At 68.3% G+C, this 16,733-nt stretch carries 9 protein-coding genes; 4 read left to right on the top strand and 5 right to left on the bottom strand.

The features are described 5' to 3' along the window. Positions 1–342: 342 nt before the first annotated feature. Positions 343–1,350, bottom strand: coding sequence for a type II secretion system protein (locus tag KF833_19495; GenBank protein MBX3747500.1), 1,008 nt, complete (start codon positions 1,348–1,350; stop codon positions 343–345). 1,182 nt (positions 1,351–2,532) lie between these two features. Further along, entirely contained in the window at positions 2,533–5,691 is a 3,159-nt protein-coding gene (locus tag KF833_19490; protein MBX3747499.1) for a hypothetical protein, read from the bottom strand. Between the two features lie 373 nt (positions 5,692–6,064). Between KF833_19490 and KF833_19485 the strand changes: the two genes are divergently transcribed. Genes KF833_19485 through KF833_19475 form a run of 3 tightly spaced genes read left to right on the top strand, consistent with a single transcriptional unit; the run spans position 6,065 to position 11,548 of the window. Next, positions 6,065–8,158, top strand: a complete 2,094-nt coding sequence (locus tag KF833_19485) for an ATP-dependent DNA helicase (GenBank protein MBX3747498.1) — start codon at positions 6,065–6,067, stop codon at positions 8,156–8,158. Positions 8,159–8,160: 2 nt separating this feature from the next. Beyond that, positions 8,161–8,736, top strand: a complete 576-nt coding sequence (locus tag KF833_19480) for a sigma-70 family RNA polymerase sigma factor (protein ID MBX3747497.1) — start codon at positions 8,161–8,163, stop codon at positions 8,734–8,736. A 31-nt stretch (positions 8,737–8,767) separates the two neighbouring features. Next, positions 8,768–11,548 (top strand): serine/threonine protein kinase, encoded by a 2,781-nt coding sequence (locus tag KF833_19475; GenBank protein ID MBX3747496.1) that lies wholly within the window; start codon positions 8,768–8,770, stop codon positions 11,546–11,548. A 27-nt stretch (positions 11,549–11,575) separates the two neighbouring features. Here KF833_19475 and KF833_19470 read toward each other — a convergent pair whose 3' ends face one another. Both KF833_19470 and KF833_19465 read right to left on the bottom strand, forming a co-directional pair. Then, the gene (locus KF833_19470; GenBank protein ID MBX3747495.1) at positions 11,576–12,757 is read right to left on the bottom strand and encodes an ATP-binding protein; all 1,182 of its coding nucleotides are present in this window, start codon (positions 12,755–12,757) and stop codon (positions 11,576–11,578) included. Positions 12,758–13,120: 363 nt separating this feature from the next. Then, a complete protein-coding gene (locus KF833_19465) occupies positions 13,121–15,016 on the bottom strand; it encodes a carbon starvation protein A (protein MBX3747494.1) in 1,896 nt (631 codons plus the stop codon). A 161-nt stretch (positions 15,017–15,177) separates the two neighbouring features. Here KF833_19465 and KF833_19460 point away from each other — a divergent pair, with 161 nt between their 5' ends. After that, positions 15,178–15,540, top strand: a complete 363-nt coding sequence (locus KF833_19460; protein MBX3747493.1) for a YhbY family RNA-binding protein — start codon at positions 15,178–15,180, stop codon at positions 15,538–15,540. On the opposite strand, the gene KF833_19455 is transcribed toward KF833_19460, so the two are convergent. Then, entirely contained in the window at positions 15,537–16,658 is a 1,122-nt protein-coding gene (locus tag KF833_19455; GenBank protein MBX3747492.1) for a trypsin-like serine protease, read from the bottom strand. The two genes, KF833_19460 and KF833_19455, sit on opposite strands and share 4 nt — an antisense overlap. Positions 16,659–16,733 lie beyond the last annotated feature (75 nt).

The following is a 16,733-nucleotide window of genomic DNA, read 5'->3' as shown; positions in this document are numbered from 1 at the left end:
GTCCCCTCGTCGTATCCCTCGACCGATTGCATCCCCGACACCATGGAGATGCGCCCTTCCGGTCTCCGGCTTCAGGTTTCAGGCCTCAGGTTTCAGGTTTCAGGCTTCAGGCTTCAGGCTTCAGGCTTCAGGCTTCAGTCCGACTTCCACGCAATGGGAGGGTGCGGTAAGTGGGTGGGCTGGAAGGCCGGTCTCACGCGAAGGCGCGAAGACGCCAAGGGGAGGAATGGCAGTCTTACCCGCGGGAGTGCCACCGGTCCGCGAGACTCGGTTCGAACACCACGCCTTCGGTCTTCAGGTGCAGGTACGTGGCAAAGGTTCACACCTTCCGGCGTCACGGTACTATCGGGTCCGCGGACCGGGTCTTCCTCCCTCCACAGGCTGGTAGCCATGATGCCAGGCAGCGCCCCAAAGCCGTTCCAGCGGCACCATCGCCACATGCCCGTCGAAGAACGCAATCCCGATGGAGCCGGAAAGTCGCTGCCCCGACGCCCAGTGCTCCGGTATGGACAATGGACGGCGACCATGGCGGGCAATCATGACTCGAGCCAATCCAGTCTCACCCAACCCACGTTGGGCCTCGGCGAACTGAGGATTAACTCCCGGAACGTACTTCCACGTCGGCGGAACTTCGGTGCCTCGGAGGTCTGTATTCGGCACGCACACGGAGGTCACACCAACGCCATCTGAAACGACAGGGGTCTTGGAGGGAAGCGCTATGCGGGACTCGCTGTAAAAGGAATAAATGACGGCCGGGTACGGCAACGAGCCGTGGATGAAATGTCGATCGGTTCGCAACGCGTGTGCATTCATGCTGTAACTGCCTGTACGGAACGGCTGGGCCACATGGCGATCTTCGGTCAGATGGGCGAATTCCAAACGCATGCTGGTGAAGTTGTCATATTTCCAGGCTTGATCGATACGACCGGTGCCACCGCCTCCTGGCATGACGCGCTCCGGCCGATGCGGCGCGCTGGGACAGATCCAGCCGTGCTCCTTGAGCCCCACGGTATCGAGATACCAATCCGCCACCGCCGGTTCATCCAGACGATCCCCGGGGTCTTCATCGAGGGCGAGGCGGTGGGAGAGGGCGATCTGGCGCTGGTTGTTGATGCACTGGATGCCGTGGGCGGCGTGGCGGGCACGGCCGAGGGCGGGAAGGAGGAGGCTGGCCAGGATCGCAATGATGGCGATGACCACCAGCAGTTCGATCAGCGTGAAGGCGTTCGGAGAAGCAACAGGGGCGGGCCGTCTTCGATCAAGCCGGCTGGTTCTACCCCCCCCCCCCCGACGGGGCGAGATCCCCTTGGAACACGAAGCGCAAAGGTGGATGCTGCCTGTGCATTTCATCGGTGCTTATCCTCAAACGAAGAGCGGCTGTCAATGGTTTCTTGCGTCGGATTTCCGGTCTGGCCGCACCTCCATGGTGTCGGAGATGGGATCGGTCGAGGGATACGACGAGGGGATCGTCGGGGTCGGGGTCGGGGTCGGGGTCGGGGTCGGAATCGGAATGGGACCGGACCGATCTCCGGGTATGAGCGAAACTTCGTTGCTCCTGTCGATAACGATTCCGATACCGACCCCGATCCTGTTGCTCCTTTCGACAACTCGGAGATACACCCTTCCGCCTTCAGGTCTCAGGTTTCAGGTTTCAGGTCTCAGGTTTCAGGTTTCAGGTTTCAGGTCTCGGAGTGGGGAGGTCCGCGAGTCCTCAGTCCATTGCACCACTCCGCTGCGGCCTCGTGGAACCCGGCGCTCCGAGATGACGCTTTGCGAAACCCGCACCTCGCCCCACCACTCCGGGGTGCATGGGGAGATGGGAAATGACGTTTTCGGCGTTGAGCGGGGGGATGGGGGCCGGTAGGGAATGGGGGATGAAGCGACACTGGATGCGGATTGGAATCCCGGTGGTCCTGGCGGCGGGGGTGTGGGTGGGGTGTTACACGGTGCCGGAGACGGGGCGGCGGGCGTTGAACTTCCTGAGCGAGGGGGAGGAGATGAAGCTGGGGTTCAGCGAGTTCGAGAGGATGAAGCAGGAGGTGCCGGTCCTGCAGGACCCGGCGGTGACGGCGATGGTGCAGCGGGTGGGGCACCGGATTGCGTCGGTGGCGCCGCTGGCGAATGCGCAGTGGGAGTTCGTGGTGTTCGATAGTCCGGAGGTGAACGCCTTTTGCCTGCCGGGGGGGAAGGTGGGGGTGTACAAGGGGATTCTGCCGATCACGCGGGACGAGGCGGGGTTGGCGACGGTGCTTGGGCACGAGGTGGCGCATGCGGTGGCGCGGCACGGCGGGGAGCGGGTGAGCCGGGCAATGGCGACGCAGGCGTTGGGAACGGTGGTGTCGGTGGCGGGCAGCCAGTCGAAGTACGGGGCGGCGGTGGGGCAGGCGTACGGGGTGGGATCGCAGCTTCTGGTGGCGCTGCCGCACAGCCGGGCGAACGAATCCGAGGCGGACCGGATGGGCCTGATCTACATGGCGCGGGCCGGCTTCGATCCTGAGGCGGCGGTGGCGTTCTGGCAGCGGTTTGGGGAGTTCAACCGGCAGGCGGGGGGGGCGAACACGCCGTGGTTCCTGCGGACGCATCCGCTGGACGAGGCGCGGATCCGGCAGATCCGGGAATGGATTCCGGAGGCCCGGGCGCAGTTTCGTCCGTGGCGGGGAGGATGATGCGGAAGGTGGTGCCCTGGCCGACGGTGGAGGCGACGGCGATGCCGGCACCGAGTTCCTTGGCGAATTCGTACACCATGGAGAGGCCGAGGCCGGTGCCGCGACGGCTGCTGAAGGCCTTGGTGGTGAAGAAGGGTTCGAAGATGCGCCCGAGGATTTCGGGGGGGATGCCGAGGCCGCTGTCGGCGACGGTGAGTTCGACGTAGGCGGGGGCGGGGACGGGTTTGAGGAGGCCGTCGGGGGGGGATGGGTTGGAGGCGACGGCGACAAGGATTTCGCCGAGGCAGTCCATGGCCTCATCGGCGTTGTGGACGAGGTTGAGGACGATCTGCTGGAGCATTTCCGGGGGGGCGAAGACGGAGGGCAGGGGCCGGTGGGGCGGGGTCCACTGGAGCCGGGCCTTGAGGCGTTCGTCGAGGAGGCGGACGGCACGGTCCACGGCCTGGGCGGGGTCGATGCGCTGGCGTGGGGCGGCCGAGCCGCGGCTGTAACCCAGCATGGCGCGGACGAGACCGGCGCCCTGATCGACGGCGGTGCGGATGCGTTGAAGGCGCTGACGGGCCCTGTCGGTGTCGTGGAGCTGGTTTTCGACGAGTTGGGCCGAGCCGCGGATGATGGAAAGGAGGTTGTTGAAGTCGTGGGCGACCCCGGCGGCGAGGGTGCCGAGGGCGCGCATTTTGTGGGCGTGGAGGAGTTCCGAGTTGGCGCGTTCGAGGGCGGCGGAACGTTCGGCGACCTGACGTTCCACCTCGGCGTAGGAGCGTTTGAGACGGCGGTAGCCGAGGAGGACCTGGACGGCGAGGGCGACGAGAAGGAGGGCGACGGCGGCGGAAGCTCCGACCAGGCGGAGGTCCCTGAACCAGGGCAGGGGAACGGTGAACTCGAAGAGGGCGGGGGTGAGTTGGGCATTGCCGCCGGGGTCCATGGCGCGGATGGCGAAGCGATGGTTGCCGGCGGGGAGGTTGGTGAACTGGACGCTCCCGGCGGGGCGCCAGGCGGACCACGGGTCGCTGTTGAGGCGGGAGGAGAAGACCAGCCGGCCGGGCGGGGTGAAACGCCAGCGGTCCTCGCCGCCCACGATGAAGAGCGCGCGGTTGTCTCCACCGCTTGCCGGCACGTCGGCTTCGACGATCTCGGCCCTTGGAGGGTCGAGGTCGGCGGTGGGATCGAAGACCGATACCCCGCCGGTGGTGCCCGCCCAGAGGCGGCCGGAGCTGTCCTCGAACACCCCGAACGCGGCGGTGGCGGGAAAACCCTCCTCCTCGCCCAGGGTGAGCCAGGACTGGTCCTTGAACCGGTGCAGTCCGCTGCCGGACGCGATCCAGACGGCGCCGTCGCGGGCGAGGATGAGGCTGCGGACCCGGTCGAAGCCGCGTCGCAGCACCCTCCAGCGCCGACGGTCGAATTCGCGGACGCTTTCGGCGCCGCCGATCAGGAGGCGGCCATCGGGGAGTTCGAGGGCGGCGAGGGCGCCGTCGGCGGTCCCGGATTCGGGTTCGTCGAGGGATTCCCATAGGTCGCCGCGGCGGACCAGGAGGCCGCCTTCGCCGCCCAGCCACAGTTCGCCGTCGCGGGTGTTCAGGGCGAAGGCCAGGGGGGCGATGGTTGCGGCCTCGACGGGGAGGGTGGCATAGGACACCGGGGGGGAGGCGCCGTCGTAGGCGAGGAGTTGCGCCGGTTCGAGATCGGGGGCCCAGACGAGGATGCGTCCGTCGGGGAGGGACCCGAGCGGATGGGCGCCGAGGAGCAGGGGGTCGATGGGACGGAGGGTGCCATCCTGACCGACGAGGGTGTTGGCATCGGCCAGGCGGATCCAGAGGCTGCCGTCGGGGAGGGGCACCAGGAGCGGGCCGCGCGGCGGCGGGTCTTCGCGGGGTTCGCCTGGGAAAGGGACGGTGCGCCAGCGGGTGCCTTCGAACCAGTGGACTCCCCGTGCGGTCAGGGTGACCACCTGGCCGCGGCGATCGGGCGCCACGGCGAAGGCGGGTCCGGCATCGCCGGGGAGGCCGGGGGGGGGGCGCCAGGGGAGGGGGGCGACACGAATGAGTCCTTCGGAGGTGGCCAGCCAGGCGACGCCGCGGGGATCGACGGCGACATCGGCGATGCGCGCGACCTGGAGCAGGGAGCGCGAGGCGAGGGCGGCGTCCGCGTGATCGAACCGGAAGAGGGTGCCGCCGGTGTGGGCGTAGAGTTCGCCGTCGGGGCCGCCCCAGGCCTGGCGGAGGGTCTGATTGGGAACGGTCCACGCCTCCCACTGTCCGCGGCTGAAACGACCGATGAGTTTGTCGCGGGTGGACGGGTCTTCGGCGGCGAAGACAACGGTCCCGGGGGGGCCTTCGAAGGGCCGCTGGAGTTCGGCCAAGGCGAGGTCGGCGGGAACGGCGAACTCCTCGAAGACCGTGGAAGCGGTCACGCGATGGAGGGGTTGAGGAATGCGGAGGAGGCCTCGGCTGCCGGAGATCCAGGCGGTATCGCCGACGCCGGGGGCGAATTCGTTGAAGGTTCCGATGACCGTTTCCTCCGCGCTGCGCAGACGTTCGATTCTTCGTTCCCGCGCATCATAGAGGAGGAGGCGGTCGGGGAGGAGGATGAGGACCCGATGCCGGTCGGCAGGCAGCAGGGGGACGGGGCGGACGGCTCGGATGGGGTGGGCGCGGGCATCGGCGGCGATTTCGGCGACAGGGTGGGATTGCCAGCCGGAGGCGTTGCGCTCGAGGAGACCGTTTCGATCGACGGCCCAGTGGGTGTCTCCGGGTCCCGCGTACACGCGATGGGGGGCGCCGGTCGAGTTGGTGAGACTGTGGATGCGGAAGCCGTCGAAGCGGGCGGCGGGCCAGTTGGGGCCATGGGCGGTGAGGATCTGGCCGTCGGGTTCGATCCAGACGCCGAACGTCGCCGATTGCGGGAGACCGTCGGCAGCCCGCCACGCGACCAGGCGCGGGGAGGGTTGGGCCGGTGCGGATGGCAGCAGGGTCAGCCAGCTCGCAAGCAGGAGCGCGTGGAGGTTCCAGGGCCGCCCGGGCATGGGAGGGATGCTCGACGGGCCGGGGATTCGCCGCAAGCGAATGGGAGTCGCTGGAATTCCAGAGACGGTTGGGTGTACACGCTTCAGCGTGAGCCTCTCCAACGACCCCGGCACGCTGAAGCGTGTACACCCAACGGAGGGTGGCCGAATCTGGTACCATCCTTCCATCCCATCCGCCCTTGCCGCGTGGTGCACCCGACGAGCGACACGACCTGGAATGCGTCTTGGAAGGGCATGGGGGAGTCTGAAGGTCCGATTCCGATCACGATTTCGATTTCGATGGAACGTGACGGGTGAGCTGGGTCGCAGAAGCGAGTCCGGGGACACGGCTGCCTTGCAACGGTGGCCGGACGCGCCAATCTGTCGCGCTTCGATGATCAGTCTGGCCGAGCCAACGTCCTCCGCGCCGTGTGCGGACCTGGAACAGCAGGTGGCGGCGTTCTTTTCGCCGTCCGGGCCGCTGTCGCGGGCGCGGAATTTCGAGTACCGGCCGGAACAGCAGGCGATGGCGGTGGCGGTGGCGCGGGCGTTGGAGGGTGGGGAGCACCTGGTGGTGGAGGGGGGCACCGGGGTGGGGAAGAGCCTGGCGTACCTGGTGCCGTCGATTCTGTTTGCGGTGGCGCGGAAGAAGAAGGCGGTGATCTCGACGCACACGATCAACCTGCAGGAGCAGTTGATCGAGAAGGACCTTCCGATGCTGGCGGGGGTGATGCCGGTGACCTTCGAGTATCGGATGTTGAAGGGCCGGGGGAATTACCTGTGCCGGCGACGGCTGCGGAAGGCGCTGCTGCATGTGGATGGGCTGTTCACCTCGCCGGAGCAGGAGGAGCTGAAGCGGATCGAGGCCTGGGCGCAGACGACCGAGGACGGGACCTTGTCGGATTTCGAGGTGGAGCCGGACCCGAAGGTGTGGGCGCATGTGTGTTCCGAGCGGGGGTTGTGTTCGCCGAAGCAGTGCGGGTATCCGAGCGAGTTCGGGAAGGAGCACGGCGTGTGCTTCTTCCAGCGGGCGCGGCAGAAGATCCTCACGGCCGACGTGCTGGTGCTGAACCACACGCTGTTTTTCTCGCTGCTGGCCGGGGTGGACGAGGATCAGGAGGGGGGCGTGCTGTTCCGGAACGACTTCCTGGTGTTCGACGAGGCGCACACGGTGGAGCAGGTGGCGGCCCGGCACATCGGGTTGAGCGTCTCGAGCGGGCAGTTCCGGTTTGCGTTGAACCGGCTGTGGAATCCGCGGACGGAGAAGGGGCTGCTGGCGACGTTGCGGCAGGGGTCGGTGGTGAAGCTGGTGGCGGAGGTGCTGCGGGAGAGCGACGGATTCTTCAAGGCGGTCGAGGAACGGTGCGACGCGGCGGCGGCGGAGGCGCGGTCGGCCAAGAGCACCGGGGACGGAGGACGCCGGGAGTGGACCGAATTGCGGATCCGGCGGGCGGGGTGGGTGGAGGACAACCTGACGCTGCCGTTGCAGCGGTTGCGGGAGGCGTTGGGGGAATTGATCAAGGCCACCGAGGATCTGGAGACGGGTGAGGAACTGCAGGATTGCCAGCGCCGGCTGGGGGAGGTGCGCGGGCAGTTGGCTTCCTTTCTGGGGCAGGTGGAGGAGGACTATGTGTACTGGGTGGAGCGCGGGGGGCGGACGCAGCGGAACCTGGCGTTGAACGCGGCGCCGGTGGACGTGGCGCCGTATCTGCGGCGACGTCTGTTCGGGAGCGACACCTCGGTGGTGATGACCAGCGCGACCCTGGGCATCCGGGCCAAGGAAGGCAGCAAGGCCGGGGACCGGGCGGACGCGGCGGCCCTGGGGTATTTCACCCGGCGGGTGGGCGCGGACGGGGTGCGGGCGCTGCAGGTCGGGTCGCCGTTCGACTATGAGCGGCAGATGCGGGTGTACGTGGTGAACCGGATGCCGGACCCGCGGGAGGACGGGTACCGGGACGCGCTGGTGCGATGGATCGAGCATTTTGTGGAGAAGAGCCATGGGAAGGCCTTCGTGCTGTTCACCAACACGCGGCTGATGCAGGAGCTGGCGGAGCGGATGAAGCCGTTTTTTGAGAAGCTGGGGCTGACCTGCTGGGTTCAGGGGAAGGGGGTGCCGCGCTCGACGCTGCTCGAGCGGTTCAAGGAGGACGTGAACTCGGTGCTGTTCGGCACGGACAGTTTCTGGCAGGGGGTGGATGTGCCGGGGGAATCCTTGAGCAACGTGATCCTGACGCGCCTGCCGTTCGCGGTGCCGGATCATCCACTGATCGAGGCGCGTCTGGAGGCCATCGAGGCGCGGGGCGGGAACGCCTTTGGGGACTATTCGCTGCCCGAGGCCATTTTGAAGTTCCGGCAGGGGGTGGGCCGGCTGATCCGCACGAAGACCGACACCGGGATGGTGGTGGTGCTGGACAACCGGATCCTGGGCAAGCGTTACGGGCAGGCCTTTCTGGACGCGATCCCCAAGTGCCCGGTGGAGGTGGTGTAGCGATGAGCGAGGTGACGGCGATCCTGGCGGCGATGGCGCGGGGGGAGGGTGCGGCGGCGGACGAGTTGCTGCCGCTGGTGTACGAGGAATTGCGGCGATTGGCGGCGGCACGGATGGCGCGGGAGGGGCCGGGTCAGACCCTGCAGCCGACCGCGCTGGTGCATGAGGCGTGGCTGCGGCTGGTGGGATCGGACGAGCAACGGGAGTGGGAGGGGCGCGGGCACTTTTTCGGGGCGGCGGCCGAGGCCATGCGGCGGATCCTGGTCGAGCGGGCACGGAGGAGGCGGGCCTTGAAGCGGGGTGGCGGGGCGGCGCGGATGGATCTGGATGAATTGGAACTGGCGGGTCCGGAGGACGACGACCAGGTGCTGGAGGTCCATGCGGCGCTGGACGGACTGGCACGGGCGGACGCCCAGGCGGCGGAGCTGGTGAAGCTGCGGTTCTTCGCAGGGCTGGGGGCCCAGGAGGCGGCGGCGTCGCTGGGGATTCCTGAACGGAGCGCCACCCGGCTTTGGGCCTACGCCCGGGCATGGTTGCACCGGGAGATCGAGCGGGCGCGGAGGGAGGGCGCGGGGTGACCGGGCACGCGCGAGCGGGAGGGGCGGGACGGTGAGCCGGGAACGGGAGATTTTCTGCGACGCGCTGGCCCTGGGGACGGAGGGGGAACGGGAGGCATGGGTGCGCGAGGCCTGTGGAGGGGACGCAGCATTGCTGGAGGCGGTCCGCTCCCTGCTGGCGGCTCACGGCGGGGTGGTGCCGGATTTCCTGGAACCGGCCGGGGACGGCGGGCGGGGGGAGGCGTTGGCCGAAGGGCCGGGGAGCGAGGTGGGGCGGTACCGGCTGTTGGAGCGGATCGGGGAGGGCGGGTTCGGGGTGGTTTATCTGGCGGAACAGCGGGAGCCCGTGCGCCGGCGGGTGGCGTTGAAGATCCTCAAACCCGGCATGGACACCCGGCAGGTGGTGAGCCGGTTCGAGGTGGAACGTCAGGCCCTGGCGCTGATGGACCATCCCAACATCGCGCGGGTGCTGGACGGAGGGGCGACCGGGCGGGGACGTCCGTACTTCGTGATGGAATGGGTGCGGGGCAAGCCGCTGACGGACTTTTGTGACGGGCGGGCGGCGACGACGCGGGAGCGGCTGGAGTTGTTTCTCGATGTGTGCGCGGCGATCCAGCACGCGCACCAGAAGGGGGTGGTGCACCGCGACATCAAGCCGAGCAACGTGCTGGTGACCGACCAGGACGGGCGGTCGGTTCCCACGGTGATCGACTTCGGGATCGCCAAGGCCATCCAGGGGCCGATCACCGGGCGGGAGGTGTTGACGCACCGGCACGAACTCCTGGGCACGCCGGCGTACATGAGTCCCGAGCAGGCGCGGTTGGGGGACGCCGACATCGACACGCGGACGGACATCTACTCGTTGGGGGTGCTGCTGTACGAGTTGCTGGCCGGGAGGACGCCGTTCGAGGCGGGGACGACTTCCGGGCCGGTGTACGAGGCGTTGCGGCGCGCGGTGCTCGAACGGGACCCGGTGAAGCCTTCAACGCGGGTGCGGATGCTGGAGGAGCCGGAGCGACAGGAGCTCGCCAGGCGCCGGGGGGTCGAGGCGCGACACTGGAGCCGGGGATTGCGGGGGGACCTCGACTGGATCGTGATGAAGGCCATCGAGAAGGACCGGGGCCGGCGTTACGAGTCGGCCAGTGCCCTGGCCCAGGACATCCGACGTCATCTGGCCAATGAGGCGGTCTCGGCGGCCGCTCCGACCTGGACCTACCGGACGGGGAAGTTCGTGCGGCGGCATGGGACCGCGGTGGGGGTGGCGGCGGGTGTGGTGGTGCTGCTGGTGGCGACGAGCCTGGCGAGTCTGGGACTGGCGCTGCGGGCCCTCGAGGCCGAGGAGACGACCAGCGCGCAGTTGCAGACCGAGCAGACCGCGCGCGAGCAATTGGAGCGGTTGCTGGCGCAGTTGCAGGAGGCCCGGCAGCGGGCTGACGACGAGGCGCGCCGGGCGCGTACGGAGGCGGCGGCGGCGGAAGCGGTGACGCAGTTCGTGACCGAGGACCTGTTTGGCCTTGCCGATCCGGATCGCGAACCGGAGCGGGAGGTGACCTTGCGGGCGGTGATGGATCGGGCGGCAGGCCGGTTGCCCGGCGGCCTCGAAGGCCAGGCGCGCGTCCTCGCCTCCATCCATACCGTGCTCGGGCGGGTGTACCTGAACCTGAGCGAGCATGTCCTGGCCGAGGCCCATCTGAGGGAGGCCTACGCCTTGTGGCGGGGCGAGTTTGGGGAAGGGGATGAGCGGACCGTCCGGGCGCTGGCAACCTTGAGCGGGGCCCTTGAGCAGGGGGGGCAGACCACCCCGGCGCTGGCCCTGGCGCAGGAGGCGGCCGGGCGGGCGAAGGCGCTTCTGGGCGAGGACCATCCGGTCACCCTCGAAACCCGGATCCGGCTGGCCTGGAACTTCTACCGGCTGCGACGTCACGAGGAGGCCTTTGCCACCGCGTCGGAGGCCTGGGCGCTGGCGGAACGGGCGGCGGCGGTGCCGGAAGTGGATGCCTATCCGGCCTTGCATCTGCTGGCACGTCGGGAGGGAACGGCGGGCCGCGAGGAGGAGGGGGAACGGTGGCTGCGACGGGGATTGCGCGCGCATGAGGAACGGTACGGGGCGCACCACCTGCGGACGGCGCGGGCCCGGAACAACCTTGGGGCGTACCTGTACGATTACCGGCGGGGCTGGGATGAGGTGGAATCGCTGTACCGGGAATCGCTGGCGACGCTGGTCCGGTTGGGCGGGGAGAACCACGAACTGACACTGACCCTGCGGCAGAACCTGGCGCTGCTTTACGACGCGACCGACCGGCCGGACGAGGCGCTGGGCCATCTGCTGACCATGCAGGTGTGGCGGCCGCAGCGGCATGGTCTGGCGCCGCACCTGTGGCGGTGGCTCGAAGCCTGGCGGGCCCGGGAGGCGGCGACGGTTGAGGCGGCGCGGCCACGGGTCCGCTGGCGGCACCGACGCGAGCCGCCGCCGGTCGGGTGGACGGACGCCGGCTTCGACGATACGGCATGGGAGGACGGACTGCCCGAAGGGGAGGGCGGGTGGTGGTTGAGGGGTGTCTGGGACGGGGGCGGATTGGAACCGGGATGGGCGGCACGGATCTCGGGGTTGGAGGAAGGCGAGGCGTTCGTCCACGGGCACCCGCTCCGATGGATCGGACCGGGAGGAGCGGCGAAGGCGCCGCAGTGGGGCGTGCAGGTACGGGCGACCGGTTTTGGGGAAGGACCGGGTCGGGAAGTGCTGGCGATTCGCGGGCGTTGGGAGGCGGGCGGGACGCCGGGCATCGGGGTGTGGCGTCTGCCCGCAGGGCCGGCGGGTGGGATGCCCCGGTGACAGGGGGCGGAGGGTGGCCGGTTCGGATCAACCGGCGGGAGGTTTGGGGAAGGATCGGAGTTCGGCCAGGAGTTCGAGGGGCGGGATGGCTTCGGTGAACGGGTCGAGCGGAAAGCGTTCCTCGCCCGGGTACACGATCCAACGACGGGTGGGAGCGAGGTCGGCGCAGGCGCAGGCGAAACCTTTTGGGATGGAAGGGGCGAGGGTCCGTTTGATTTCGATGGCCCACCGTTCCCGGCGGGGCAGGTCGAGCACGAGATCGATTTCGGCGCCGGCGGCGGTTCGATAGAACCAGGCCCGGGCGGATTCGGGTGCGGCGGCGAGCAGGTTCTCGATCAGGAATCCCTCCCAACTGCTGCCAACGATGGGATGACCGAGGAGGGATTCCAGGTCGGAGATTCCGAGAAGGGAATGGAGCAGTCCGGAATCGCGAAGGTAGAGCCGGGGCGACTTCACCAGCCGCTTGCCGGAGTTGGCGTGCCAGGGTTCCAGGCGGCGGACGAGGAGGAGGTCCACGAAGAGATCGACGTAGGCGGCCACCGTCTTGCCGGCCACCGCGAGGCCACGGGCCAGTTCGGCCGCGTTGTGCAATTGCCCGTGACGATGCGCCAGCATGGTCCAGAAGCGCCTCAGGGTTTCGGCGGCGATGCGCGGTCCGAGTTGGGGAATGTCGCGCTCCAGGTAGGTCCGGATGAAGTCGCGTCGCCACAGGAGGCTGGCCTCGATGTCCCGGGCCAGATAGCTCTCCGGAAAGCCGCCTTGCACCCAGAGTGGATGGGAGGCCGAGGGGTCCACCTCATCCAGGCCCAACGGGGGAAGTTCCAGATAGGAAATGCGTCCGGCCAGGGTTTCCCCGGATTGCCGGAGGAGTTCGGGCGACGCCGAGCCGAGGAGGAGAAAGCGTCCGTTGGGCGTGCCGTGCCGGCGACCGCGGTCGATCAGGCCACGGAGCGATTGGAACAGCCCCGGTTGCCGTTGCACCTCGTCGAGGATGACGAGCTTGTCCACATGCCCCGCCAGGTACAATTCGGGCTCGGCGAGCCTGCTGCGATCGGCCTCGGATTCGAGGTCGAGGTACAGGGAGGGGCGCGATTCGGCGATTTGCAGGGCGAGGGTGGTCTTGCCCATCTGTCTGGGACCGAGTAGGGCGACGGCGGACTGGATCGAAAGACGCTCCAGCACGGTGCCCATGAGCTGGCGAGGAATCATGATTTCCTTGCATTTATGGAGTATAGATCCACAAATGCAAGGAAGACTAGGTTACAGGTGGACTGGTCCGGGTGTGGCATCTGCCCACGGGGCAGGCGGGAGGGATGGCGTGGTGACGGTTGTCGGGGATGCGAAGGCGGTGCAGGGATCGTTGAGTGGCCAATACGCCGCCCCGTTTCTCTCCGGCAATCAGGGGGCGCTGTTCGACGGACATCCCAACGGCCCCAACACCTCGGTGTCTCTCACCAGCGGCAGCACGTCAGCGGGCGGGGCGGTCAGGCTGGAATTCGGTTCCGACCATCAGTTTTGGTATCAGGGGTCATTTCATCGTCGGCGGCGCGATGGAACCGGGCCCATCCCGGGTCAGTGCGGGGCGGGGGAGGGGGTCGGTTCCCGGGCTGGCAGGGCCTCGAGGCTGCCGGGTTCGAGGATGCCGCGGGCTTTGGGGAACATGGCGATGGCCTCGACCATCATCCACACCTGAAGGATCAGGGTGCCGGCGGCGAGGGCGACGAGGGCGAGGTTGCCGCCGGAGATCCAGCCGGGAGCGCTGCCACTGCCAATGAACAACTGCACCGACATGGCCCAGAGGGGCATGGCGAGCATGAACAGGGTGGGCGGAATGAGGAACCAGACCGGCTTGTCGCGGCGCCAGAGATAGAAGGTGATCACCAGAAACGAGAGGCCGCCCAGGAGCTGGTTGGTGGCGCCAAACAGGGGCCAGAGAATCAAACCGCCCTGGCCGGCGGTGTCCCAGCCCCAGGCCTTGCCGGGGGGCGGTGCGGCAGCGAGGAGGGCGGCGATGGTGATGGCGAATAGCGTGGCGCCGTGCTTGTTCTGCAGCCAGGCCAGCGGATGCCACGCGACGGCTCGGACGGGTTGGAGGTTCGGCGCAGGCGCCGGGATGGGGGTTCGGAGGGTGCGGGCGAGTTCCTGGACGACATAGCGTTGGAGGCGGCAGGCGGTGTCCATGGTGGTTCCGGCAAAGGACGCCACCAGCACCCCCATGAGCGCGGCGGCGGCCGTGGAGGGAACGGCGGCGGCGCGGAGGAAGTTGGCAGCCCCTTCGACGAAGGCGCCGATGGCTCCGATGGAGGCCCAGTCGCGGTACTTGGCGGCCCAGGCTTCCGAGCCAATGAGGGTGGAACCGCCCGCAGTGATGCCGAGCCCGAGGCCGGCAGAACAGGCGAGGATGACGAGGACGGCCAGGAAGCCTTCGGTGAGCATGCCGCCGTAGCCGACGAAGCGGGCGTCGGTTTCGCTGGACAACTGCTTGCTGCTGGTGCCGCTGCTGACCAGGCAGTGGAAGCCGCTGATGGCCCCGCAGGCGATGGTGATGAACAGGAACGGAAAGATGGCCGGCGCACCGGCGGGGCGGAGATCGATCATCGGAGCCGCCAGGGTCAGCGCCGGGCGGGAGCCGTCCGCCAGGGGGGCGCCGCCGGCGAAGGCGGCCACCGCCAGCCCGAGGACGATCAGGCCGAGGGCGCTCAGGAGTTGCAGCGAATTGATGTAGTCCCGGGGTTGCAGGAGGGTGCCGACGGGGAGGACCGAGGCCACATAGGCATAGAGGAGGAGCACCACCACCCAGGTCAGGTGGGACCAGCCGGCCATGGCGACGTTGAGGGTGTGGAGCCACCCGGAATCTCCGTAGAGGACGGTGAGGTACATCAGGCCCAACGCCACCAGGGAAGGCCCGAACAGGCTGGAGCCACGCCGTCGCAGCCACGCGCCCACCGCGATGGCGAGGGGAATCTGGAGCACGCAGGGGACGATCGCGGCGGGGTACTGGCGAAAGACGTTGGCGATGACCAGTCCGAAGATGGCCAGGACCACCGTGAGGGCGAGCAGCAGGATGAAGAGGAACAGGAACCGCACGCGCCGGTTCATCACCCGGCCGGCGATGTCGCCCACCGACCGGCCGTTGTTGCGGAGACTGACCACCAGGGCCCCGAGGTCGTGGACCGCCCCGATGAAGATCGAACCGAGAACCACCCAGAGCAGGGCGGGCAGCCAGCCCCAGAGAATGGCGATGGCCGGCCCCACGATCGGTCCCGTCCCGGCGATCGAAGTGAAGTGGTGTCCGAAGACCACGAACTTTGGCGTCGGCACGTAGTCGGTGTCGTCGCGGAGCCGGAACGAAGGGCAGACCGCGCGGGCGGACAGCGCAAAGATCCGGCTGCCGAGCCAGCGGCCGTAGGTGTGATACGCGACGAGGAAGCCGAGGCCGGAGAGGATGGCGATGGTCAGGGTGCCCATGGCGCTGGGGTTCCCGTCAGGATCGGCATGCCGGCCCGACCCGGTGGCGGAACCCGGGGAGGAAACCGGAATCGCCCCGGAATTGCCAGCCGTGGTTGAACCGGGGAGCGGGATGGGATGCGCTGGCGATTGGGGCCGGCGGCGCCTAGGCTGGGGTCCGCATGAATGGCGCCGCACTGGGGGGGACCGAACTTCGCCGCTTGAAGTCCTTGGGGCAGCACCTCCGACCGGTGGTGTTTGTCGGAAAGGAGGGGCTTACGGACGCCGTGGTGGCGACGGCCGTCCAGGCGTTGGCAGATCACGAGTTGATCAAGGTGAAACTGGAGGCGTGGAAGGATCGGAAGAAGGAACTGGCGGCGCAATTGTCAGAGCGGACGGGCAGCCAGGTGGTGCAGCGGGTCGGCCACGTGGTGGTGTTGTACCGGGGCAATCCGGATCCGGCGAAGCGCAAGCTGTCGCGCACGCAGGGGGGCGAGGGGCGGGCGGATGGGGCAGGCGAACTCTCGGGCGACCGTTCGGGTTAGCGGGAGGCTGGGCGGCGGCGGGTGAGGAGGAAGAGGCTGAGGAGGGCGCCGCCGGCGAGCCAGGTGGAGGTCTCGGGGACGCTCGTGATCCAGGCCTGGTATTCTGCATTGAGCCAGATGCCGCCGCTTCCGGAGCCGAAGCGGCCGGGTTGGTCATGGTTGGGCACGCCTTCGAACCAGAAGGAGAAGGTATTGACCCCGGCGAGGTACAATTGCGGGTCGGAAGGGTCGTAGGGATTGAGCATGAAGGCGGGACCGCCGGAGTCGCCGCTGCCGAGGGTGGTTTCGAGGCGGTTGGGGAAGGCGAAGGGGATGCCGAACAGGTCGTACCGGCCGGGGTCGCCCTCGTATTCGAAGTCCCAGGCGATGATCTCGACTTCGGGCCCGCCATCATCGTCGAGTTCGGCGTATTCGATCAGGTTGACGCCGACGCGCTTGATGGAGAACTGGGAGCCGACGGAGTAGCCATTGACGCCATCCCCGGAGTCGCCATAGCCGACGAGGATGACGGGGGCGACACTGAGCCAGTTGGGATCGGCGAGGGGATAAATGGGAACGCCGGGAGGCAGGGGTGAAGTGAGGTGGAGGATGGCGAGGTCATCCGAGACGCCGAGGCCGGAGTAGCCGTTGTAGTCGGGGTGCAGGGTGATGGAAGCGGCGGGGATGATGTGACTGAAGTCGCTGCCGTAATTGAGAATGAACAGGGCGTTTTCGGGGCGGACATCGGAGCGGCCGTCGCCATCGACGATATCGAGGCAATGGGCGGCGGTGAGGACCTGCCAAGAGGAGATGGGGGTGGCCGTGCAGAGGACGCCGAACGGAGTGGAGGGATCGTCGTTGGCGAAGAGGCTGCCGACTCCGGCGAAAGGGGACGTGGTGGTATTCGGGTCGATCCGGAGGGTTGGGTTGTCCGGGAGGATGCCGGAGAGCGGATGGGGGGCGGGATGGCCGGCCTGGATGACATGGGCCAGGGTGGCCTGGCTGGCGAGCGTGCCGGGTGGGGACGGGATGAGCGACGCCAGCGGGGCGGTCGGCAACGGAAAGAACGTATCCGCAGCGGCGGCCGGCAGGTGGAACGCGATCAGCGCAAGCGCGGGGCCGAGGTGTCTGGGATTCATGAACCGACCTTCCTCTGCCGGAATACCCGGCTGAGGTCAATCCTGGATGCGTCGTGATGCCGAATGGCCGAATGG

It is taken from the genome of Verrucomicrobiia bacterium (genome assembly GCA_019634625.1).
Lineage (GTDB): Bacteria > Verrucomicrobiota > Verrucomicrobiia > Limisphaerales > CAIMTB01 > CAIMTB01.
The sequence above is the reverse complement of the archived record's forward strand: the minus strand, read 5'-3'. Positions and strand labels throughout refer to the sequence as shown.